The organism is Comamonas sp. 4034 (assembly GCF_050434545.1).
In the GTDB taxonomy this organism is placed as follows: domain Bacteria; phylum Pseudomonadota; class Gammaproteobacteria; order Burkholderiales; family Burkholderiaceae_C; genus Comamonas; species Comamonas odontotermitis.
On record NZ_JBNDIT010000008.1, the window covers coordinates 103,927 to 124,566 of the forward strand.

The window sequence follows — 20,640 nt, forward strand, 5'->3', positions numbered from 1 at the left end:
ATCAGGCAGATCTGCTTTGCGCTGCCGCCCGGCACATGGAACTGAACGGATTCAACTCTTCACTTTGAAAGGCTTTCTCCTTATGCAAGCACTGCAAGGAATGGCTTGGCTTCTTGTGCTCCAGCTCATCGGTGAAGCACTGGCGCACCTCCTGAACCTGCCGTTTCCCGGCCCGGTGGTCGGCATGCTGCTCCTGGTCGTGGCACTGCGTGTGCCCCTGGTGCGCGAGCCGGTGCAGGCCACGGCGCGCTTTCTGCTCTCGCACCTGTCACTGCTGTTTGTTCCGGTGGGTGTAGGCGTCATTACCCACCTCGATCTGCTGCGCGACTACGGGCTCAAGCTGATGCTGGTGATTGCCCTGTCCACCTGGGCGGGCATGGCCGTCACCGTGCTGCTGGTGCGGGTGCTGATGCGCGACCAGTTCGCAGATGGGAAAAAGGAGTCCGGCGATGCCTGATTTCGTTCAGCTCTGGGTATACCTGTCGTCCGCGCCACTGTTCGGCCTGACGTCCACCCTCGTTGTCTATGTGCTGGCACAGGCCCTCTATGTGCGCTCCGGCCAGGCACCCTGGGCTAACCCCGTGCTGTGGTCGGTGGTGGTGCTGGGTTCTGCTCTGATGGTGACAGGCGTGTCCTACCCCACCTACTTTGCAGGCGCGCAGTTCATCCACTTTCTGCTGGGGCCTGCCGTGGTGGCGCTGGGCTTTCCGCTGTGGGAGCGACGCGCCGAACTGCAGCGCAGCTGGAGCCGCTTCCTAGTGGCAGCCCTGGCCGGGGGCGCTACCGCAGCCATTGTCGCGGTCGCCGCGGGCTGGGCCGTGGGCCTGTCTCCCGAGGTGCTGCGCTCGCTCGCGCCCAAATCGGTCACCGCACCAGTCGCCATGGGGGTTGCGGAGAAGATCGGAGGCGTTCCGGCGCTGGCCGCCGTGTTTGCCGTGCTGACCGGCCTCGTTGGCGCACTCTCGGCGCGGGCCCTGTTCAGGCTGCTGGGCGTGGGCACCAGTGATCTGGACTGGGTCGCGCGAGGTTTCTCCCTTGGAACCGCCTCGCACGGCATCGGCGCTGCGCGCGCCCTGCAGGTGAACGCCGACGCGGGCGCCTACGCAGGCCTTGCCCTGAGCCTGCAGGTGTTGCTGGCGGCGCTGCTGATGCCGCTTGTGGCTCGCTGGTTCTGAGAACCATTCGCTGCAGCGCATGCTTGGCAAGCGCAGTCCGCTATAAAGACAAGAGTTATTCAATGCCCGTACCAAGCCCGATATGATCAAGGCATCATGACGAGCTATCCGATGGTGACTGTATTTTGGCAATGAGCGCTTCTTCCGACACCACCGTGCAGGCACCCAGCCGCGCGCCCTGGCTCTGGATTGCCGTGCTGGCGCTGCTGGTGATCATCACGCGGCTGTGGATGTCTTCTGCCGTCTCATGGGACCAGAACGAGCAACTGGTCTGGTCGCAACGGCTGCGGCTGGGCTACGGGCCGCAGCCACCCCTCTATACCTGGCTGCAATGGGCGGTGAACCTCGCACTGGGGCCCACCACCTTGGCGGTGGTGCTGGTCAAGAACTCCCTGATCGCCCTGACCTTTGTGTTCATGCTGCTGGCGGCGCGCCAGGTGCTGCCGGAGCGCACGGCGTGGCTGGCGGCGGCGGGCCTGGCCTGGCTGCCGGGCATCGGCTGGCAGTTGCTGCGCGACCAGACCCACACCGTCATGCTGACCTGTGCGATTGCCTGCACCTGGTGGCTGGTGCTGCGCCATGTCCGCAATCCGCGTCCACTCGGCTTTGTATGGATCGGTCTGGCCGTGGCCTGGGGGATTCTGTCCAAGTACAGCTACGCACTCGTCGCCATCGCCCTGCTGGTTGCTGCACTGACCGTGCCAGCCCCGCGCCGTGCATTACTGTCACGTGGCTTCTGGCTGGCGCCGCTGGTCACCCTTGCCCTCGTAGCCCCGCATGCCTGGTGGGTGCTGGAGCACTGGGACAAGGCCAGCGGCTCGACCCTCGACAAACTGCATCCCGCCGATACGCCCTCACGCCTGCACGGGCTGGCCACCGGCGCAGGCGACCTGCTGGCCTTCTTGCTGCTGGCAGTGCTGCCCTGGCTGCTGATGGCGGCCTGTACGCTGGGGAAGTTCTGGAAGACACCCGCAGCACCAGCCGCACCCACTCACAGCGAACGCCCCGGCACCCTGCCATGGGTAGAGCCATTGCTGCGCCACTACGCGATCGTGGTGGTTGCGGTGCTGGCGTTGATGGTGCTGGCAGGAGCCTCCAAGTTCGATGGCCGCTGGATCCAGCCCTTGCTGCTGATGGCTCCGCTCTGGGTGCTGTCGCGCTGGCCCCAGGCAGGTGACAACGAGAGGGGTGCGCGGCGCTATCTGGCCGCGTGCCTGGCCATGCTGGTGCTGATGTGCTCGATTGCCATGCTCGCGCCGCTGCGCGACGCCCAGCGAGGCAATGGCGACCGGCTGAACTGGCAACTGGACGCCATTGCAGCCAGCCTGCGCCAGGCCGGCTTCAATGGCCAAGGCATGATTCTGGCCGAGCACCACACCACAGGCGGCGTGCTGCACATGCTCTTTCCGCAGGCCAAAGTGGTGGTCTGCGACGCAGACGACCCCGGCTTTCACCTCGGATGCGCCTGGCGCAAAGCGGAGAAGGCCCGCGCGAAAGGCCTGCCCCTGCTGCAGGTATCGACCGAAACCCCCGCGCCCGACGCCTGGTGGTGGGCGGCCTGGCCGATCGGCAGCATGCCCGAGCGCCGGGTCTACAACCTGCCTTACCGCTGGACCGACCCGGACCAGGCGCGCATGAAGCTCGAATTCATTGTCTATCCGGCTGCCCCCTCCGCCGCTGTCTCCACTTCAGCCGCTGCACATCCTGCCCTGCATGCTTCTGCGCACAACCATCTGCAATGACGACCATCACCACCCAACAGCATTGGATGACCGTCCCTGAGGGGCGGCTTTTTGCGCAGTCATGGACGCCTTCTGACAACGCAGGCAGCGAAGGCAGCGCGCCCATCGTGATGCTGCATGAGTCGCTGGGCAGCGTCGCGCTATGGCGGGATTTTCCGGCCCAGCTGGCACACGCCACGGGCCGCCGGGTGGTGGCGTACGACCGGCTGGGCTTTGGTCAGTCCGATGCCCGTCAGGGTCTGCCCGACCTCGATTTTGTGGCGCAGGAAGCCACGCGGCACTTTCCTGCCGTGTGCGAACAGTTGCAACTGGCAAGCTATGTGCTGCTGGGCCACAGCGTGGGCGGCGGCATGGCGGTGGAAATCGCCGCGCGCGCCAGCAGCGAATGCCGGGCCGTGGTCACCATCGCCGCGCAGGCGTTGGTGGAGCCCCATACACTGGCAGGCATCCGCGAGGCACGCGCCCGGTTTCAGGAGGCAGAGCAACTGGCGCGACTGGCCAAATACCATGGCGACAAGGCGCGTTGGGTGGTGGACGCCTGGACGGAAACCTGGCTGAGCCCGGCCTTTGCCGACTGGTCACTCGACAACAGCCTGCCCCGACTCACCTGCCCGCTCCTGGCCCTGCACGGCGAGCTGGACGAATACGGCTCCAGTGCCCAGCCCGCCCGCATCGCCCGGCTCGCTGGCGGTGGCGGGCTTTGCGAAATTCTGCCCGGTGCGCGCCACATGCCGCACCGCGAGATGCCCGAGCAAGTGCTCTCGCACATCACGCAGTTTCTGAAGAACATTTGAAACTACAAAAACAATAGCTGCTGGCGCTTTGCAGGAGAGCGCCAGCAGCTATTTTGCTGATTATCTGCCTGCAATCATCAGTAGGCCACGGTAAACCGCTGCTGCAGATGCGTGTTCTGCTCCAGCGCATCCACCAGCGCCACCGCCAGATCCTGCACCGAGATATCGCCGCTCTGGCCGTCCGCCTGCATCAGCGGCTCGTCCCTGCCGGTGCGGTACTTACCCGTGCGGCCCTGTGCCTGCGCAGCAGACCCGCCATGAAAACCCACGGCAGGGCTGAGCATCGTCCAGTCCAGGCTGTGCTCCTTTTGCAGCTCGGTGTACATGTCACGCGCCGCACTGGCTCCCGGTTTGATGGCTGCAGGAAACTCGGGCGAATCCACCAGTTGCTGGCCGTTGACGAACAGGCTGCCTGCGCCGCCCACCACCAGATAGCGCTTGATGCCTGCGGTCTTGACGCCTTCCACGATGGCGCGTGAGCCTCGCATGAAGTCGTCATAGATATGCGGATTGGTCCAGCCTGCGTTGTAGGCGCTCAACACGGCGTCGCTGCCAGCCGCCGCGCTTTTCACGGCCTGGGCGTCCATCACATCGGCCTGCACCACTTTCAGGTGCGGCTGCGCGGCGATTTTTTCGGGCTGACGCGCAAGCGCCACCACTTCGTGGCCGCGTTGCAGCAGCTCGTTCAATACGGCAGCGCCGACAAATCCGGTGGCGCCAATCAGTGCGACTTGCATGGTGAATTCCTTGGTCAAATTGAAGAGAAGGCGTCTGGTGCGCCTGTGGTGTGCGTAGGCCTCTACTGTAGATTGCAGCCATTCATTTGATAATTCATCAATTTCTGCAATGATTGTTTAGCCACACTTCAAAATCACCCACATGGAAGACCTCAATCGCATGGCCGTGTTCGCCACCGTGGTGGAACAGGGCTCGATGAGCGCCGCCGCCCGCACGCTGGGCATGACGGCCTCGGCCGTGAGCCAGCATATCCGCCAGCTGGAAGCGCAATCGGGCCTGCCGCTGCTGCAGCGCACCACCCGCAAGCACAGCCTGACCGAGGCAGGGCAGCGCTTCTACGCGCAGTGCGCCGTCATGCTGCAGGCGGCCCGCCAGGCCCGCGCAGAGCTGGAAGCCGAACGCGAAGAGCCGATTGGCGAACTGCGCATTGCCGCCGTGCTGGGCCTCGCCGCCCCCCTGGGCCGCGCGCTGGCCCCCCTGTTGCATGCCCACCCACAGCTGCGCCTGCAACTGCTGCTGGACGATGCGCACACCGATCTGGTCTCGGAGCGCATTGACCTGGCCGTGCGCCTGGGCAGCCTGCCTGACTCCACCTGGGTGGCTCGCCCCCTGGGCCGCCTGCCCTGGTGGATCTGCGCGGCGCCCAGCCTGCTGGCCCCGCAGGCCCAGTTGCCCGAGCATCCTCGGCAACTGGGGGCCCTGCCGTGGATCGTGCGCAACACCGGCAAAGCCCTGGTGACCGAGTTGCGCCTGCAGCACCCTGCCACGGGAGCTACCGCGCAGTTGCACACCACGCCGCGCATCATCTGCAACCAGCAACAAGGCCTGCAGCAGCTGTGCAGCGAAGGCCTGGGCCTGGCCAGGCTCTTTTCGCTGGACGTTGCCGAGCCCGTGGCCAGTGGCCAGTTGCTGCGCCTGCTGCCCGACTGGGACTGCGGCAGCCTGGACATATGGGCCATCACGCCGCAGCGGCACGCCCTACCGGCGCGCGTGCGCCTGGCACTGGCGGCGCTGCAGGCACACTTTGCGCCGCTGGCCATGTAATGCCCCTGTGCGCTACCGCGCAGGCCTTGCGGCGCGTCTTTCCATCAGGAGCTAGCTCAACGCTGCGGCTTTGGCGCGAAGGTGCCTACCCAGTACCAACTGGCAAAAGCGCACCACAGCACCCCTGCCACGGCAATACTGCCGCCCACTGGCCCCAGGTACTGCAGGCCCCAGTGCGTGCCGATCTGGCTACCTAACAGGGCGCCGGCGCCAATCCCGACATTGAAAAGGCCCGAGAACAGCGACATGCCCACATCGGTGGCGTCCGAGGCGAGGCGCAGCACCTTGGCCTGCAGCGGCAGCACCATGCACAGCATGGACACACCCCACACTGCGCACACCGCATACAGTGCCAGCGGCCATTGCGTGCTGGGCAGCAGCAGCCACAGGCAGGCCGTCAGCACCGCCATGGCCGCCAGCAGAAAACCGCGCGGCCAGCGCAGGCCCATGGCGCCGAACAGCACACTGCCCACAATGCCCATGCCGCCATACAGCAAGAGGACCCAGGTGGTGACGTCGTTGGACAGCCCCGCAGCACGCTGGATCAAGGGCTCGATATAGCTGTACACGGTGAACTGCGCGGTCACCATCACAATCAGCAGCGCATAAGTAGCTGACAGGGCTGGGCGCTTGAACAGCATCGGAATGCTCCGGGCCGAACCTGCGTTTTCGCTGGGCAGCAGTGGCAGCAGACGCCACAGCACCAGCATCACTGCCAGGGCAACCAGGCCGATGCCGCCAAAGGTGGTGCGCCAGCCCAGAGCTTCGCCCACCACGCGGCCCAGCGGAATGCCGAGCACCATGGCCAGGGTCGTTCCCGTGGCCAGCAAGCCCAGCGCCTGGGGCTTCTTGCCTTCAGGTGCAATGCGCACGGCCAGCGACGCGGTGATGGACCAGAACACCGCATGCGCCAGTGCAATGCCCATGCGGCTTGCGAGCAGTACTGGGTAGTTCCAGGCAATGGCAGATACGCCGTGGCTGACAACGAACAAGGCAAACACGCCCATCAACAGCTTGCGGCGCTCGACATTCTTGGTCAGCAGCATGCACGGCAAGGAAGTGAGGGCAACGATCCAGGCGTAGATGGTCAGCATCAGGCCGACGCGCTCGGTGGTCATGCCATAGCTCGCGCCAATGTCGCTGAGCAGGCCCACCGGTACAAATTCGCTGGTATTGAAGACGAAGGCGCCCATGGCCAGGGCGATCACACCCAGCCAGGCTTGCTGGCGGGTCAGAGGAGAAGATTCAGTCATTGCAAAAGGGATCCGCCAGCCTGCCTGCCTTGCGCGGCAGTCACCCTTCCAAGGGCTGCCTGGCGATGAAAAAGCCGCTGCGCCAAAGCGGAGAACGGCTCGCCAGTGTGCCAAAAAATGACAGCGGCACCCGTGGCGCGAACAAAAGCCCTCTTTGCCTCTCCAGCAAAACCGTCTGCGCTTACTCCATCACCCCCAGCGCAGAGGCAGGCAGACCGTGACGCGAAACCGCCGTCCCTCACCCACGGTTTCCGTGGTCAGTGCGGCCTTTTGAGGAAATTGCAGCGCAATACGCTCGCGCACATTTCTGAGGCCAATGCCTGTGCCATGGCTGATTCGACCCGTCAAAGGACAGAAGTCGTTTTCCACCACCAGTAGCAACTGATCTTCATCCGCGCGTGCGCTCACCGCAATCTCCACCGGCCCGGGCATGCTGCAGACACCGTGCTTGACCGCGTTTTCCACCAGAGGCTGCAACACCAGCGCTGGCACCAGCGTCTTTCCCAGTGAGGCAGGCACATCGATGCTCACCCGCATGCGGTCGGAAAACCGTTCCTGCTCGATATCCAGATACCGTTGCTGCATCGCAACTTCCTCCTCGAGAGGAATAGCCGCCGAAGGATCCAGCATGAGCGTGGCACGCAGATAGCTGGAAAGAGACAGCAGCATCGTCCGTGCCTGGTCCACCGCCCGCTCTTCCATCAATCCCGCCAGCGCGTTCATGGTGTTGAACAAGAAGTGCGGATTGATCTGGTAGCGCAATGCGCGCATCTGGGCATTCATCGCCTCTTCGCGCCAGGCATGCATGCGCCGCTCGCGCTCCATCAGGTCGGCGCTGAACAGATACGCCACCAGCAGGCAGCACCAGCCAAAGACCAGTGCTGAACCGTACAGCATGTTGTAGCTGAAATCGCTCAGGTCGAATGCAACCTGCTGCGACTCATAGACGTTGAGGCTTTGATCCAGAAGACCAAAAATGCATGCGGCCCCCAGCGACAGTGCAACGGACTGGGCAGCCATGGAGCGAAGGCTGCGGCTCCTGCTCCACAGCAAGGCCAGCGAAACAGCCATGATCAGAACCGGAGCAAGGGCGAACAGCGTCATTCGGGCGGCAGTCAGCTCGTAACGCTCGCCCCCCAGAAAGCCACGCATCATCGTCGTGAGGAAAATGATGGCTACACAGTACCCGGCAGCCAGCCAGACACAGGCCCGCAGAATTCTGCGCCGCTCCTGACTCGGTCCCTTTGAAGCAGCCAAATGCGGTTTCTCGGGGCCATCTTCGGGAAAGGGCGAAAATCGCATGCGATGAGGCTCCTCGGGCCTGGGTGGCGCCCGAGGCGCCAACAATCGTGATGATGGCCATTATCCCAATCGGATCGCCTGCGCGCATGGTGCGGTTCTGCAGTTGCCTACAAAAAGTGCGTTCTACCGCTTCTGCGCTATAGAGAGATGATTGGCCCGGCCTCCATCGAATACCTGCCTGCAGCAGAAAGAGAATGCCGTTGATGGCCGCTTCTTCGCTAACCCTCACGGTACGGGCATCGTTATCAGAGTGGAAGATGGCTGGAATCAGGCAGGAGTCGTGGGGCTCCAGCTCGTGCGGCCGGACCACTCAGCCAGATGAACGCTTCCTCCACCTCCCACAAAGGCCATTGGGCGCGTGCCGACAGAATGGAGCGGTGGGATGGTCACTGTCTATGCCGGGGCGCCGGCGAGAGCCTGCACGCAAGAATGACCCGATTCATCTTCCCCAGCGGGAGTGGCCGTGCCTGCAACCAGGCCCGCCACGACCCGTCTGGATATGCCATTGCTACGTTGCGGGCCTCGCCTAGCCGGGGACGCGAAGCCGTTGGCACCAAGCAATGTCGCAGGTTGGTATTGCCTGTGGCTTCGCACGGCACGAGCCGGCGCCTCTTCTCCAACACATATCCGCGATTTGCCGGGTGGTGTGGACGGCTCTTATTGCTTCACGCGCTTGAGCGTATTGCTGTCCGAGTGGCTGAAGTCTTTGCCGTAAATGGTGGTTAATATTACCTGGTTATATTTCATGTCATCGCCATTGACTGCCATGGACATATTGAACATACGGGTGGTGCCGTTGTTTTTCATGAATATGCTTTCGGCAATTGCCCGGTCGGTGCCGACTTCAAATTTATTCGGATCCTCCAACTTACCTTCGGCAGTAATGCAAACTGCGCGGGGTATACAGTAGGAATGCAGGATGGTGTTGAACTTCTTATCCCAGATCCAATAACCCACCTGGTCATGGAATTTCTTTTTGTCCGATTTTCGGAATACTTCCTGGTGGTACTGAACGGTGACAAGGTCCTGCTCGCTGGCATTGGTGGCGCCTGCACCCGGCACAATGGAGATCCGCTCAAAGTAGGGGCTTGCAGCGGGTGCGCCAATAGCACCAGTCGATTTTTGTGCTGGTGCCACATCATTGCCTTTATCACCTTCCCAGACACCTACCATTTTGGCAAGCGGGCCCAGCGAATTTTCGTCGGCATGCGCAATACCTCCAGCAAGGCTGAGACCAATAACTAAAATTGCTATATATTTACGGTTCATCTTTCTCTTTCTGTAAAATTTTATTATTGATTTGTGCCATGCCATTGCCCATTGCGATGGATCAAATGGCAAAATTTTCTCAGGAAAAGAAATACAAAATTGCTCCCCTTCATAATGGTATGAAAAATCCCTGCTCGTGAATTTGCGGCAAAAGCAACACAACGTCAAACGGGCCCGTGATGGAAGACTGCATCCACCCTGAGCGCAGCCTGCAGATGCAGAAAAGCCCATTGCAGCGCTTGATTCACAAGCACGGCAATGGGCTTTTAAAAGACAGGCGTCTGATCCGGCTTACGCAGCCAGGCTGTGCAGAGGCTGCTGCCTGTGGGTTTGCTGGGCCTCCAGCGAGCGGTGCAGTTGAACCGTTGCGTCGCAGGCGCGGGCCAGTTCCGTGCCCTTCTTGATGAAATGCTGGTGGAAGAAGTCGTGGTGCTCTTGCGAGTCGTGGAAATCGCGCGGTGTCAGCACGGCCGAGAAAACGGGCACACCCGTATCCATCTGCACACGCATCAGGCCATCGATGACCGCTGTCGTCACAAATTCGTGACGATAGATGCCACCGTTGACCACCAGGCCACAGGCCATCAGGCCCGCGTATTGGCCCGTCTGTGCAAGGCGCTTGAGCACGAGCGGAATCTCGAAGGCACCAGGTACATCGATGAGATCGATCTGGTCTTTTTGCCAGCCAAGCTCGGCCAGTTGGGCGACAGCCGCATCGCGCGCCTGGCGCACGATGTCGGCATGCCACTGCGCGCTGACAATGGCCAGTCGCTGAGCCTTGCTGATGGAATAGGAAATGGAGGACATCTGATTCATGGTGTGTATCCAATAAATTGACCTGAATCAGGGCACGCGAACGCAACACGCACCTGCACAGCCGCACAACGGCAATGCAGGAGCCATGGAGCGCACGCGATTCTCTTTCATCCGGACTGTAACCGTCGGCTCTGGCATCTCACCAGATCTGCTGACCCTGGTGACCATGCAGGCCACCAAGCGCTCGCGGGCTGCTGCAGTCCAGCAGATTGCTGGCCACAGATACCGCCGGTGGGGAATTGCACCCCGCCCTGAGAATGTTGTTCATTCCGAAGAATGACACCGGCATTGTAGGGCGCGCTGCATGCAGCCACTGTCACCCGGGTTTTATGCATGCCGAAGCAGCCATTCCCCGGTAGAAACAAAAAACCCGCCGAAGCGGGTTGTGTGTGGTTCCAAGGTGCTGGAAGGATTTATTCGCCGATAGGCGTCTTCTTGCCGGCAATGTAGTGGCTCAGCGTGTACAGAGGCACCTTCAGCTCGCCGTTGTCCTGGAAGGCGATCTTGGCGGTCACGCCGTTGTACTCCGATTTGCGCAGTTCAGGCAGGTACTTCTTGGGATCGGTGGAATCGGCGCGTTGCATCGCGTCGACGATCAGCATGGTCGCGTCGTAGAAGTACGGGCTGTAGACCTGGAACACACCGGGGTTCTTCGCGTCGTAGCGCTTCTTCCATTCGACACCGCCTGGCATCTTGGCCAGCGAAGCACCGCCGTCAGCGCACACCACGTTTTCCAGCGTCTTGGTGCCGGTGGCCAGCTTGGCCAGTTCAGCCGTGCAGATGCCGTCGCCACCGAAGAACTTCACGTTGGTCATGCCCAACTGCACCATCTGACGCAGCATGGGGCCGGCTTGCGCATCCATGCCGCCGTAGAAGATCGCATCGGGCTTCTTGGCCTTGATCGATGTCAAGATTGCCATGAAGTCGGTGGCCTTGTCATTGGTGAATTCGGAAGCAACGATCTTGACACCCTTGGATTCCGCGTCCTTCTTGAACACGTTGGCCAGCCCCTGGCCGTAGGCGGTACGGTCGTCGATCACGGCGACGTTCTTGAGCTTGAGCGTATTGGCTGCGTAGCCTGCCAGCGCAGCGCCCAGTGCGTTGTCGTTGGCGATGATACGGAACACGCCTGGGTAGGCGGGACGGGTCAGTTCAGGGTTGGTGGCCGCACCAGTGATGAACGGCACGCCGCAGTCGTTGAAGATCTTGGACGATGGAATGGCCACGCCCGAGTTCAGGATACCAGCCACGGCCGCCACCTTCTCGTCGCACAGTTTTTGTGCGGCAGCAGTGCCTTGCTTGGGATCGGCGGCATCGTCTTCGGCCACCACTTCAAACTTGATCTTCTTGCCGCCAATCGTCACACCCTTGGCATTGAGGTCCTCCACGGCGAAACGCACGCCGGTGACATTGTCCTTGCCGTAGTGGGCCTGTGGGCCGGACAGCGGACTCATCGTACCGATCTTCACCACCTCCTGCGCGCCAGCAGCAACTGCCATGCCGGCCACCACCATTGCCACTGCTGCTTTGATACCTTTGTCCATTGCGTAGTACTCCATCAAGTGCATCTGTAGTAGATCGCCATCCCCCGCTGCGCCACACCGATGACACCATGCCACCGCCTGCGCAGACTTTGATCGCGTGAACCAGATTCTTGTCCCGCAAAGCCCTGCACCGATATTAGGAGAATTCCTGTAAAAAAAGCGACACAGCCTGGACGAAATCGCATATAAGCCGCGCGTGCCTCACGTCACGGAGCGAAATGCTGCTCTGCAACATTGCCGTTTGCCGCGCTTTGCGCCATCCAGCCGCTTTTGGGTACGAACGATGCTGGAACCAGCACGAACCCGTCTTATCTGTAGGCAATCCGCTACGCGCTGTTTTCTGTAAAGATAGGCAAAACCATCCACCTCACGAGGGCAGCGGTCAACTCCCTGAGGCATTCAAGCGTATTTACATACATGGGCGAATGTTCGCCACACCTCGCACCCAGCAGTTAGCATGGAGGTATTTAGCAGGGTTGAAGGGCCGTCTCCCACCAGGGAATGCCTCTGCCCTCGTCCGCATGAAAGGTCTCAAAACTATGAATCGTCGTCATTTGCTGAGCGTGGCTGCCATTGCCGGTACGCTGTTCGCCGCCACTGGCTGCGTTGCCACGGGCAGCGATGGCTACTATGGGGATGGCGGCTATGGCTATGGCTACAACCGCCCTGGCGATACCGTCTATGTGCGCGACGGCTATTACGACGACCGCTACTACCGCGAACGTGACCGTGATCGCCAGCGCGCCGAACGCGAACGTGAACGCGAGGCCCGTGAGCGGGAACGTGACCGTGACCGCCAGGCGCGTGACCGCGACCGTGACCAGCGCGCCCGCGATGAAGACCGCCGCCGTGAACTCGATCGCCAGGCCCGCGAGCGTGACCGTGATCGCCAGCAGCGCGAGCGCGACAACAACCGCAGCCGTTTTGGCAGCTCGCAGCAACAGGCCGATTGCGCCCGCTACCGCGACCAGGTCCGCTCCGGCAGCGACACCATCAACGTGCCATCCCATCCTTGCTGACAGGCGAATCGGTGCAGCGGAGCACCAGTGTCGCCGCACCAGTAGATTTTGTGGTTCTGCCAGCCTCGAACCACCAGGAGAAACGAAACATGACTATCGCACGACTGGGCACCCTGATGGCCACCATCGCCGGTGCCGCATTGCTGACAGGCTGCGTCGTCGCACCCGTCGATGGCGCCTACTACACCGGTGATGCCTATTCCACCTATTCCAGTGGCTATGGTTACGGCTACAGTGGCTATCCCTACTACGGCGGATCGTCGCTGGTGATCGAAAGCTCGCCCACCTATGTGTATGGCGGCGGGCGTCCCTACTACCGCCCCGGCGGCGGCTACTACCGCCCAGGTCACGGAGGGTATGACCGCCCGTCCTACCATGGCAACCGCCCCAGCTATGTCTCCCCAGGCACGGGCGCGAACATTGGACGCCCCATTGATGGCGGCGGCGCCCGCCCTTCGCGCCCCAGTGGCGGGGGCAGCCGCTTCACGCCGGGCTACCGGGAGACTCGTCCCCAGCAATGGCAGCGCTGACGCGCCCAGCCCTCCCATCACCTGGCAAGAACAATCCTGACCATGCGCAAACCTTCTGCATCGCCTCGCACCATGCATACCGCCTTGCAAATCAGAAGCTGGGGGCTGGCCGTCGTCGCTGGTACCAGCCTGTGGCTGGCGGGGCCCCATGGCGCACAGGCGCAGGTGACCCGCTGCACAGACCCGGCTACGGGCAAGGTCACCTATACCGATGGTGAATGCGCACGCGGTACCAGCGCCACCGAGATCGAGCGCCGCAAGAGCGATGAGGAGCTGGCCCAGGACCGCGCACGCGAGCGCGAAGCACTCCGCGCCAAGGCAGAGAGGCGCGAGCAGGAGCTGGAACAGCGAAAGCTCGAAGCCGATGAGCGCACGGCCCAGAATGCAGCCACCCGCAGTCAGGGCCGCCAACGCCCCGATTACGCCAACTCGGCCGCCTGTCACCAGTCACGCGAACGCTACACCGCAGCCTCTGCCGCGGCGGCAGACCGCAGCATGGGCAGCCAGGCACAACTGGATGCTGCAAAGCGCCAGATGGAACTCGACTGCATGGGCCCTGACGCCTATGGCCGCCTCGAAGCCAGCCGCCCCGCGCCTTCAACGACCGTGGTCAACGATGACTATTGGGACCGCTATCCCCATGGGCGCCCCCATCCGCCCCGGCCCCAACCCCAGCCGGTGCAACCTGCCCCTTCCATCACCCGCTGCGATGTGTTCAAGTGCGTGGATTCGCAAGGCTATTCCCACCCCCGAGGCCAGATTGGCGAAACGGCTCCCCGCCCCGTACAGCCTAGCGTCAACCCACGAAACTGCCGCAGCCAAGGCGGCAGCGCCGCTTGCTGACAAGGCAATCGCTCCTCTATTGATAGCTTCTTGCGCTTATCTGCAAAGCGCCAGAAGCTATTTTTTTGGAAAATCCATTGACAACTGATATGCCGCCGCCAGGCCTTGCTGCACCGTCGGGTAGCGCAGCCTCAGGCCCAGCTCCGTCTTCATGCGCCGGTTGGACACACGGCGCGATTCGCTCATGAAGCTCAGCAGCACAGGGCTGAGTTGCTGCGCCGCATCCGCCCGGCTGATACGCGGCGGGCGCGGCAATTGCCACAGGTCGGCGGCCAGGTCGAAATAATCGCCCATGCGCAGGGCGGAATCATCTGCCACGTTGGTGGTGCGCTGTGGTCTGCCGCGCCACAGCGCCAGCGCCACGGCGCGCGCCAGGTCGTCCGCATGGATATGGCTGGTGAAAACATCGTCCTCGGCCCGCAATGCGGGCGTGCCCCGCAGCAGGCGCGCGACCGGCGTGCCGCCCTCACGGTCGCCTGCGTAAATGCCGGGGATACGCAGCACATGCACCCGCACGCCGCTGTGCTGAAAGCGCAGCGCCCAGCTCCGCAACTGGCTTTCGGCATCCACCCGCCGCAGCGCTCGCGCCGTGGTGGCTCTGAGGGGCATGGCCTCATCCACCCAGGCGCCTTGCCAGTCGCCATACACGCCGCTGGTCGATCCATACACCAGAGCGGGCGCGCTATGGGCTCGGTGCACCAGCGCCCGCAAAAGATGGCGGGTGCGCCGGTCCTGCACGCTGGCTGCAGCCTCGCCTTCGGCGGATGCGATGGCAGCAGGCGGCGCCAGATGCACCACGCGCTGCGCCAGCCCTGCCAGCCGGCGCAGGCTGGTCACATCGTCAAGGTTGCCCAGCAGCGGCAGAATGCCCTGCGCGCGCAGTGCGGCACATTTGTCTGGCGATGAGGTGAGCGCCCGCACCAGAGGCTGCCGGTGATTGGGGTGAGCACCCTCTTTTGCTATCAAATTTGATGATTCAGCACTTACCAGATGAGCGCCAGCGGCCAGTTGCATCGAAATGCGGCGCTCCACAGGCTGCCACAGACGGGCCACGCGCTGGCCCACGTCGCCGCAGCCAACGATCAACACACGCTGCCGCCTGAAGCGCGAAGGCAGCGCGCGTGGTACACGCCGCACGCGCTGCGGTTTTTGAATTGAAGGCACAATAAGCTTTTCGGGGGAGTTGAAACACACTCTTACAGTCTGTCTGGTGCGGCCCATCACCTCCAATGGCCGCGTCCGGCCCGCAGTCTACCGCGTGGCGCATGCCACGCATCGGCCCATGCGGTGTGCCGGTACAACACCCCCACGGTTTCAGGTTCGGGCGCTCGTGGGCGCCCTTGTTTTGTGTCGAAGGAATTTTGGTGCGATGAGCTCTTCTCCCAGCGCGTTTCAAATCTCGGTTCTCCCCAGCGGACGCGCATTTGCCACCCAAGCCTCTGAAGCCATCCTGACCGCCGCCATCCGCAGCGGCGTGGGTCTGCCCTATGGCTGCAAGGACGGCGCCTGCAGCTCCTGCAAGTGCAAGAAGCTCAGTGGCACCGTCGTACACGGCCCGCACAGCGATCGCGCGCTGAGCGCCGAGGAAGAGGCGGCGGGCCTGATCCTGCCGTGCTGCGCCGTGCCGACGAGCGATGTGGTGATCGAATCGCGCCATGTCACCGACGAGAGCGCCTTCCCGGTCAAGAAGATGCCGGTGCGGGTGCAGACGCTCGAACGCCTTTCGCCCGATGTGATCAAGCTGCGCCTGCAGTTGCCTGCGGCAGACACCTTCCGCTACCACGCGGGCCAGTACATCGAATTCCTGCTGGCGGGCGGCGCGCGCCGCGCGTACTCGATGGCCGTGGCTCCACACCAGCAGGACACCGGCCCCGGGCTGGAGCTGCACATTCGCCACACCCCTGGCGGCCTGTTCACCGACCATGTGTTTGGCGCAATGAAAGAGCGCGAGATATTGCGCATCGAAGGTCCGTTTGGCAGCTTCTACCTCAATGAGGACAGCGACAAGCCCATGGTGCTGCTCGCGTCGGGCACCGGCTTTGCGCCCATCAAGGCGTTGATCGAGCATTTGCAGCACAAGGGCATTAGCCGTCCCGCCGTGCTGTACTGGGGTGGCCGCCGGCCGCAGGATCTGTACATGAGCGACTGGGTGAATGCCCGCTGCGCCGAAATGCCCAGCCTGCGTTACGTACCCGTGGTATCCAACGCCCTGCCCGAAGACGGCTGGAGCGGCCGTACCGGCTTTGTGCACCAGGCCGTACTGGACGATTTTGCCGATCTGTCAGGCCACGAGGTGTATGCCTGCGGCGCGCCCATCGTGGTGGACTCGGCCCGCGCAAGCTTTACCGCACAGCGCAGCCTGCCCGATGATGCGTTCCATGCCGACTCCTTTGTCACCGAAGCAGACAAGCAGAACAAGGTCTGATAAAAAAACTATAGCTGCTTATGCTTATTTCTATTGAGTTTCGAACATAAAATCCTTCGAAAACCAATACCAACAACCGCAAGTAGCTCTCTTTTTTAAACCGCAAACCACTCCTATGCAACGCAGAAACCTTTTGTTGTCGGCCGTGCTGGCCGCATCCACCCTGGCAGCGCCAGGCGCATTTGCAGAACCCGTGATCCGCCTGGTGGTGCCTTACGCACCCGGCGGCCCGCTGGATGTGACCTCGCGCGTCCTGGCCGAGAGGGTACGGGACCAGTTGGGCACCGTGGTGGTGGACAACAAGGCCGGTGCAGGCGGCAATATCGGGGCCGACATCGTTGCCAAGGCAGCGCCCGACGGGCTGACCATCGGCCTGGCAGCCACGGCTACCCATGCCGTCAATCCCTGGCTCTACAGCAAGATGCCTTTTGACGCCGGCAAGGACTTTGCCGCGATCACGCAGATGGTGCGTGTACCCAATGTGCTGGTGATGAACGCCCAGCGCGCGCAGAGCCTGGGCATCAACAATGTGGCCGACCTGATCGCCTACGCCAAGAAGAACCCCGGCAAGCTGAACTACGGCAGCGGCGGCAACGGCAGTGCGGGCCACCTGGCAGGCGAGATGATGAAGCGCCAGGCTGGCATTTTCGCCGTGCACGTTCCCTACCGCGGCGCCAACCCCGCGCAACTGGCTCTGTTGTCGGGCGAAGTGGATTTCAACATCGATAACCTGGCCGCAGCATCGGCCAACATCCACAGCGGCAAGCTCAAGGCGCTGGCTGTCACCAGCCTGCACGAGAGCCCCATGCTGCCGGGCGTGCAGCCACTGGCAAACACGCTCAAGGGCTTTGAGATCGATACCTGGTGGGGTCTGGTGGCTCCGGCCGGCACGCCTGCCGAGGTCATCAACCGCCTGAACAAGGCCTTTACCGATGCGCTGAAAGACCCGGCCACCAAGACCAAATTCGCTGGCCTGATGGCCGAACCCGTGCCCACCACGCCTGCACAGTTCGACAAGTTCATGGCTGCCGAGCGCAACAAGTACGAATCGGTGGTGAAGATGTCCGGCGCCAAGGTGGACTGACCGCTTGGGCAGCCGGTGATGGAGAGGATGGTGGGAGTGCGGTTATCTGCCCCCGTCCATCCAGGACAGGCGCTGCGGGTGCACAGAGGGGTAGGCATCGAAAATGCCACGCTCTTGCGACACCTCCGGCGCCTTTTTTGTCCTGGTGCGACCTACACAGGCAGGGCCCAGGCCGGGCCTTCCGCGCGCGCCACACCTTGCGCCAGGAGCGGCTGCAGTAGCGCATCGCTGACCCATGCAGGCTGCAACTCCTGCAGTGGCGACAGCACAAAGGCGCGCTGCCACATGCGCGGGTGCGGCACCTGCAGATCGGGCAGGCTCACCACCGTCTCGCGGCTGGCGTACAGCAGCAAATCCAGATCAAGGGTGCGCGGCGCATTGCGATAAGGGCGCTCACGGCCTGCCGCCTGCTCCAGTTGCTGCAGTACCAGGAGCAATGCATGGGCAGGCAGCCGGGTCACCAACTGGGCCACGGCATTGAGGTAATCCGGCCCGTCTGAATCCACCGGCTTGCTGGCGTACAGTGACGACACCCGCTCCACCGCCACCCCGGGCGTGGTCGCCAGCTGCGCCAATGCCTGCTGCATCGCCTCCCCGCGATCTCCCAGGTTGGCACCCAGCCCAATCCACGCGCGCACGGCGTGCCCTACAGCAGGTGCCCAGTCACCGTCAGGTTGCTGCTGCGCCTGCGCTGCCAGCGGCAATGCAAAATTACTCATAAAAACAGGCTGCAGCGCATATACGGAAGGCGCCACAAGCTATCAATAAAAGAGCAATCACTCACCCGCACCGCTGTTACCCTGGCCTGCGCCTCCGGGCTTGCGACGACGACGACGGCGCTTCTTGGCGGGTGCATCCAATGCCTCCCCGTCATTCATTGCCTGCTGGGCTACGGCCTGCAGCGCGCTGGCGTCCGAGCCCTCCACCGGGGCCTTGCTGGCCGGCTTTTTGGCGCCCCGCTTGGCACCTGTGGCGCCCTTTTGTTTGGCACGCTGCTCTTCGCGCACCTGGGCGATCAGGTCTTCCCGGCGTGCCTCGTCGGCCTGCTGGAACTCCTGCCACCAGTTGGCCAGCATCTCGTCCACCTCGTCCACATCGGCACGCAGGCGCAGGAAGTCAAAGCCCGCACGGAAACGCACCTGGGCGATCATGCCGAACGGCGTGCTGCCCGTGCGCTTTTCAAAGCGCGGCTGCATCACCCAGATCTCGCGCATGTCGGCGGCCAGCTTGCCGCGCCCCGACACATCGCCAATGCGCAGGTTGAACACCTCGTCAATCGCATCCTGCAGGGCCGGGAACGGGTGCTCGCCCCGATCCAGCCGCGCATCCCAGCCTGCCTTCACGTCCTGCCACAGCACGCAGGCGAGCAAGAAGCTCGGCGCCACGCTCTTGCCTTCGGCCACGCGGCGGTCGGTGTCCATCAACGCAGCCTGCACAAAGGGCAGGTCGGCCCGATCTACCACCACGTCCAGCAGAGGATAGATGCCCTTGGCCAGGCCCAGTTTGCGCAACTGCTCGACCGACGCGAGCGCATGGCCGGTCTGCAGCAGCTTGAGCATCTCATCGAACATGCGGCTCTGGGGTACTTCCTGCAGCAGCTGCGCGCACTCGACCAGCGGCTTGGCCGTCTTGGGGTCGATGGTGAAGCCTTTCTTGCTGAGCTTGGCGGCAAAGCGCACGGCACGGATGATGCGCACCGGGTCTTCGCGGTAGCGCGTGGCCGGGTCGCCGATCATGCGCAGCACGAGCTTTTGCGCATCGCGGATGCCCTTGTGGTAATCCACCACGATCTGCGTCTGCGGATCGTAGTACATGGCGTTGACAGTGAAGTCGCGGCGCGCCGCGTCTTCGTTCTGCGGACCCCAGACGTTGTCGCGCAGCACGCGGCCACTTTCGTCCACCGCCAGCTTCATGCCGGCAAGGGCGGCCTTGCTGGTTTTTTCGTTGCCCTGCACCTGCTCGGCCTTGGAGCTGTCGAGGAAGGCGCGGAAGGTGGTGACTTCGATGACTTCATTCTCGCGGCCGCGACCGTAAACCACGTGCACGATGCGAAAGCGCCGCCCAATGATGAAGGCGCGGCGAAACAGGTTCTTGACCTGCTCGGGCGTGGCGTTGGTGGCCACGTCGAAATCCTTGGGGCGCAGGCCCAGCAGCAGATCGCGCACGGCGCCGCCGACGATATAAGCCTCAAACCCAGCTTCCTTCAAGGTGCTGCAGACATCAACGGCGCGCCGGTCCACCAGCTTGGGATCGATATGGTGCACCTCGACAGGCACTTCCTCGCGCTTGCCGAATGGGTTCTTGGCCTTGCCGACGGCAGCGCTCTTGCCCAGCAGTTTGTCAATGATGTTCTTGATCATGCGTGGGGCTCCAGCAAATCCAGGATGCGCCAGCCGCGCTCGGCAGCCAGCTTGCGCAGGCGTTCATCGGGGTTGGTCGCGATGGGGGTGTTGACCTTTTCCAGCAGCGGCACGTCGTTCATCGAATCGCTGTAGAACGTGCTGTCCACCGTGTCCCAGGTGAGTCCTCGCTCTGCCAGCCAGTCATCCATGCGGGTGACCTTGCCTGCACGCATGGTGGGCACGCCAGCGATTTCGCCGGTGATCCAGCCCGAGGCATCGCGCTCCAGATTGACGGCCAGCAAATGCTCCACGCCCAATGCCTTGGCAATCGGGCGGGTTACGAATTCGTTGGTGGCAGTAACGATCACGATGGTGTCGCCTGCATCGCGGTGCTGCTGCAGCAACGCGCGCGCCGCTGGCTGGATGTGGGGCTCGATCACCTCACGCATGAACACGGCGTGCGCGGCATCGGCAGCATCGCGGCCCAGCCTGCGGATGGCCTCGGTTGCAAAGCGCACGTATTCGTGAATGTCGAGCGTGCCTTTCTGGTAGTCGGCAAAGAATGCGGCGTTACGGCTGCCGAACTCCTCCTTGTCGCACCAGCCTTTGCGCAAGGTGAACTCGCCCCACTCGTAGTCGGAATCGAGTGGCAGCAGGGTGTGATCCAGGTCAAAAAGCGCGAGCCGTGGCTTGGCAGCGGCAGTGGTATTCATCAAATCT

The 20,640-nt window shown here is 62.8% G+C and carries 20 protein-coding genes and 1 riboswitch; of the genes, 10 read left to right on the forward strand and 10 right to left on the reverse strand.

The window, feature by feature from the left end; all coding sequences use genetic code 11:
* Window positions 1-82: 82 nt before the first annotated feature.
* From ABIE32_RS10620 to ABIE32_RS10635, 4 genes are all read left to right on the forward strand, one after another.
* Entirely contained in the window at window positions 83-457 is a 375-nt protein-coding gene (locus tag ABIE32_RS10620; protein WP_429015888.1) for a CidA/LrgA family protein, read from the forward strand.
* Entirely contained in the window at window positions 450-1,175 is a 726-nt protein-coding gene (locus ABIE32_RS10625; protein ID WP_377779628.1) for an LrgB family protein, read from the forward strand. Before ABIE32_RS10620 ends, ABIE32_RS10625 begins: the two co-directional genes overlap by 8 nt.
* Window positions 1,176-1,306: 131 nt before the next feature.
* Window positions 1,307-2,917, forward strand: a complete 1,611-nt coding sequence (locus tag ABIE32_RS10630; RefSeq protein WP_429015891.1) for a glycosyltransferase family 39 protein — start codon at window positions 1,307-1,309, stop codon at window positions 2,915-2,917.
* Window positions 2,914-3,711 carry an alpha/beta fold hydrolase gene (locus tag ABIE32_RS10635; protein WP_429015894.1) on the forward strand — a complete coding sequence of 266 codons (798 nt, stop codon included), beginning with the start codon at window positions 2,914-2,916 and terminating at the stop codon, window positions 3,709-3,711. Before ABIE32_RS10630 ends, ABIE32_RS10635 begins: the two co-directional genes overlap by 4 nt.
* A 77-nt stretch (window positions 3,712-3,788) precedes the next feature.
* Here ABIE32_RS10635 and ABIE32_RS10640 read toward each other — a convergent pair whose 3' ends face one another.
* Window positions 3,789-4,448: an NAD(P)-dependent oxidoreductase gene (locus tag ABIE32_RS10640; RefSeq protein WP_429015896.1), complete on the reverse strand. Its 660-nt coding sequence runs from the start codon at window positions 4,446-4,448 to the stop codon at window positions 3,789-3,791.
* A 142-nt stretch (window positions 4,449-4,590) separates the two neighbouring features.
* Here ABIE32_RS10640 and ABIE32_RS10645 point away from each other — a divergent pair, with 142 nt between their 5' ends.
* Complete coding sequence (locus ABIE32_RS10645; RefSeq protein ID WP_429015899.1) at window positions 4,591-5,493, forward strand: LysR family transcriptional regulator; 903 nt, start codon at window positions 4,591-4,593, stop codon at window positions 5,491-5,493.
* Window positions 5,494-5,549: 56 nt separating this feature from the next.
* Here ABIE32_RS10645 and ABIE32_RS10650 read toward each other — a convergent pair whose 3' ends face one another.
* From ABIE32_RS10650 to ABIE32_RS10670, 5 genes are all read right to left on the reverse strand, one after another.
* Window positions 5,550-6,746, reverse strand: a complete 1,197-nt coding sequence (locus tag ABIE32_RS10650) for a sugar transporter (RefSeq protein ID WP_429015901.1) — start codon at window positions 6,744-6,746, stop codon at window positions 5,550-5,552.
* A 189-nt stretch (window positions 6,747-6,935) separates the two neighbouring features.
* On the reverse strand, window positions 6,936-8,048 hold the full coding sequence (locus ABIE32_RS10655) for a sensor histidine kinase (RefSeq protein ID WP_429015904.1): 1,113 nt from the start codon (window positions 8,046-8,048) through the stop codon (window positions 6,936-6,938).
* Window positions 8,049-8,705: 657 nt separating this feature from the next.
* Window positions 8,706-9,548, reverse strand: coding sequence for a heme-binding beta-barrel domain-containing protein (locus ABIE32_RS10660; RefSeq protein WP_429015907.1), 843 nt, complete (start codon window positions 9,546-9,548; stop codon window positions 8,706-8,708).
* A gap of 60 nt (window positions 9,549-9,608) precedes the next feature.
* The gene (locus ABIE32_RS10665; RefSeq protein ID WP_429015909.1) at window positions 9,609-10,133 is read right to left on the reverse strand and encodes a 6,7-dimethyl-8-ribityllumazine synthase; all 525 of its coding nucleotides are present in this window, start codon (window positions 10,131-10,133) and stop codon (window positions 9,609-9,611) included.
* Between the two features lie 95 nt (window positions 10,134-10,228).
* Window positions 10,229-10,396: riboswitch (FMN riboswitch) on the reverse strand.
* A gap of 150 nt (window positions 10,397-10,546) precedes the next feature.
* Window positions 10,547-11,677: a branched-chain amino acid ABC transporter substrate-binding protein gene (locus ABIE32_RS10670; protein WP_224151768.1), complete on the reverse strand. Its 1,131-nt coding sequence runs from the start codon at window positions 11,675-11,677 to the stop codon at window positions 10,547-10,549.
* Between the two features lie 539 nt (window positions 11,678-12,216).
* On the opposite strand from ABIE32_RS10670, the gene ABIE32_RS10675 reads away from it, so the two are divergent.
* From ABIE32_RS10675 to ABIE32_RS10685, 3 genes are all read left to right on the forward strand, one after another.
* Window positions 12,217-12,696 (forward strand): hypothetical protein, encoded by a 480-nt coding sequence (locus tag ABIE32_RS10675; protein ID WP_429015912.1) that lies wholly within the window; start codon window positions 12,217-12,219, stop codon window positions 12,694-12,696.
* An 89-nt stretch (window positions 12,697-12,785) separates the two neighbouring features.
* Window positions 12,786-13,226, forward strand: a complete 441-nt coding sequence (locus ABIE32_RS10680; protein WP_224151766.1) for a hypothetical protein — start codon at window positions 12,786-12,788, stop codon at window positions 13,224-13,226.
* 42 nt (window positions 13,227-13,268) lie between these two features.
* Window positions 13,269-14,069, forward strand: coding sequence for a DUF4124 domain-containing protein (locus tag ABIE32_RS10685; protein WP_429015914.1), 801 nt, complete (start codon window positions 13,269-13,271; stop codon window positions 14,067-14,069).
* A gap of 57 nt (window positions 14,070-14,126) precedes the next feature.
* Here ABIE32_RS10685 and ABIE32_RS10690 read toward each other — a convergent pair whose 3' ends face one another.
* A complete protein-coding gene (locus tag ABIE32_RS10690; protein WP_429015917.1) occupies window positions 14,127-15,290 on the reverse strand; it encodes an NAD-dependent epimerase/dehydratase family protein in 1,164 nt (387 codons plus the stop codon).
* 148 nt (window positions 15,291-15,438) lie between these two features.
* Between ABIE32_RS10690 and ABIE32_RS10695 the strand changes: the two genes are divergently transcribed.
* On the forward strand, window positions 15,439-16,494 hold the full coding sequence (locus tag ABIE32_RS10695; RefSeq protein WP_429015919.1) for a CDP-6-deoxy-delta-3,4-glucoseen reductase: 1,056 nt from the start codon (window positions 15,439-15,441) through the stop codon (window positions 16,492-16,494).
* Window positions 16,495-16,609: 115 nt separating this feature from the next.
* The gene (locus tag ABIE32_RS10700) at window positions 16,610-17,578 is read left to right on the forward strand and encodes a Bug family tripartite tricarboxylate transporter substrate binding protein (protein WP_224151762.1); all 969 of its coding nucleotides are present in this window, start codon (window positions 16,610-16,612) and stop codon (window positions 17,576-17,578) included.
* Window positions 17,579-17,730: 152 nt separating this feature from the next.
* On the opposite strand, the gene folK is transcribed toward ABIE32_RS10700, so the two are convergent.
* The 3 genes from folK to ABIE32_RS10715 are packed head-to-tail and all read right to left on the reverse strand — an operon-like array spanning window position 17,731 to window position 20,633.
* Entirely contained in the window at window positions 17,731-18,297 is a 567-nt protein-coding gene (gene folK / locus ABIE32_RS10705) for a 2-amino-4-hydroxy-6-hydroxymethyldihydropteridine diphosphokinase (RefSeq protein ID WP_429015921.1), read from the reverse strand.
* A gap of 57 nt (window positions 18,298-18,354) precedes the next feature.
* The gene (pcnB, locus tag ABIE32_RS10710) at window positions 18,355-19,938 is read right to left on the reverse strand and encodes a polynucleotide adenylyltransferase PcnB (RefSeq protein WP_429015924.1); all 1,584 of its coding nucleotides are present in this window, start codon (window positions 19,936-19,938) and stop codon (window positions 18,355-18,357) included.
* Window positions 19,935-20,633: an HAD family hydrolase gene (locus tag ABIE32_RS10715; protein ID WP_429015927.1), complete on the reverse strand. Its 699-nt coding sequence runs from the start codon at window positions 20,631-20,633 to the stop codon at window positions 19,935-19,937. Before ABIE32_RS10715 ends, pcnB begins: the two co-directional genes overlap by 4 nt.
* Window positions 20,634-20,640: the final 7 nt, after the last annotated feature.

What these genes read in the sequence shown, in the direction of transcription:
- ABIE32_RS10620 (WP_429015888.1), top strand. Translation starts at nt 83, where the DNA reads ATGCAAGCACTGCAAGGAATGGCTTGGCTTCTTGTGCTCCAGCTCATC.
- ABIE32_RS10625 (WP_377779628.1), top strand. Translation starts at nt 450, where the DNA reads ATGCCTGATTTCGTTCAGCTCTGGGTATACCTGTCGTCCGCGCCACTG.
- ABIE32_RS10630 (WP_429015891.1), top strand. Translation starts at nt 1,307, where the DNA reads ATGAGCGCTTCTTCCGACACCACCGTGCAGGCACCCAGCCGCGCGCCC.
- ABIE32_RS10635 (WP_429015894.1), top strand. Translation starts at nt 2,914, where the DNA reads ATGACGACCATCACCACCCAACAGCATTGGATGACCGTCCCTGAGGGG.
- ABIE32_RS10640 (WP_429015896.1), bottom strand. Translation starts at nt 4,448, where the DNA reads ATGCAAGTCGCACTGATTGGCGCCACCGGATTTGTCGGCGCTGCCGTA.
- ABIE32_RS10645 (WP_429015899.1), top strand. Translation starts at nt 4,591, where the DNA reads ATGGAAGACCTCAATCGCATGGCCGTGTTCGCCACCGTGGTGGAACAG.
- ABIE32_RS10650 (WP_429015901.1), bottom strand. Translation starts at nt 6,746, where the DNA reads ATGACTGAATCTTCTCCTCTGACCCGCCAGCAAGCCTGGCTGGGTGTG.
- ABIE32_RS10655 (WP_429015904.1), bottom strand. Translation starts at nt 8,048, where the DNA reads ATGCGATTTTCGCCCTTTCCCGAAGATGGCCCCGAGAAACCGCATTTG.
- ABIE32_RS10660 (WP_429015907.1), bottom strand. Translation starts at nt 9,548, where the DNA reads ATGGGCTTTTCTGCATCTGCAGGCTGCGCTCAGGGTGGATGCAGTCTT.
- ABIE32_RS10665 (WP_429015909.1), bottom strand. Translation starts at nt 10,133, where the DNA reads ATGAATCAGATGTCCTCCATTTCCTATTCCATCAGCAAGGCTCAGCGA.
- ABIE32_RS10670 (WP_224151768.1), bottom strand. Translation starts at nt 11,677, where the DNA reads ATGGACAAAGGTATCAAAGCAGCAGTGGCAATGGTGGTGGCCGGCATG.
- ABIE32_RS10675 (WP_429015912.1), top strand. Translation starts at nt 12,217, where the DNA reads ATGAATCGTCGTCATTTGCTGAGCGTGGCTGCCATTGCCGGTACGCTG.
- ABIE32_RS10680 (WP_224151766.1), top strand. Translation starts at nt 12,786, where the DNA reads ATGACTATCGCACGACTGGGCACCCTGATGGCCACCATCGCCGGTGCC.
- ABIE32_RS10685 (WP_429015914.1), top strand. Translation starts at nt 13,269, where the DNA reads ATGCGCAAACCTTCTGCATCGCCTCGCACCATGCATACCGCCTTGCAA.
- ABIE32_RS10690 (WP_429015917.1), bottom strand. Translation starts at nt 15,290, where the DNA reads ATGGGCCGCACCAGACAGACTGTAAGAGTGTGTTTCAACTCCCCCGAA.
- ABIE32_RS10695 (WP_429015919.1), top strand. Translation starts at nt 15,439, where the DNA reads ATGAGCTCTTCTCCCAGCGCGTTTCAAATCTCGGTTCTCCCCAGCGGA.
- ABIE32_RS10700 (WP_224151762.1), top strand. Translation starts at nt 16,610, where the DNA reads ATGCAACGCAGAAACCTTTTGTTGTCGGCCGTGCTGGCCGCATCCACC.
- folK (WP_429015921.1), bottom strand. Translation starts at nt 18,297, where the DNA reads ATGAGTAATTTTGCATTGCCGCTGGCAGCGCAGGCGCAGCAGCAACCT.
- pcnB (WP_429015924.1), bottom strand. Translation starts at nt 19,938, where the DNA reads ATGATCAAGAACATCATTGACAAACTGCTGGGCAAGAGCGCTGCCGTC.
- ABIE32_RS10715 (WP_429015927.1), bottom strand. Translation starts at nt 20,633, where the DNA reads ATGAATACCACTGCCGCTGCCAAGCCACGGCTCGCGCTTTTTGACCTG.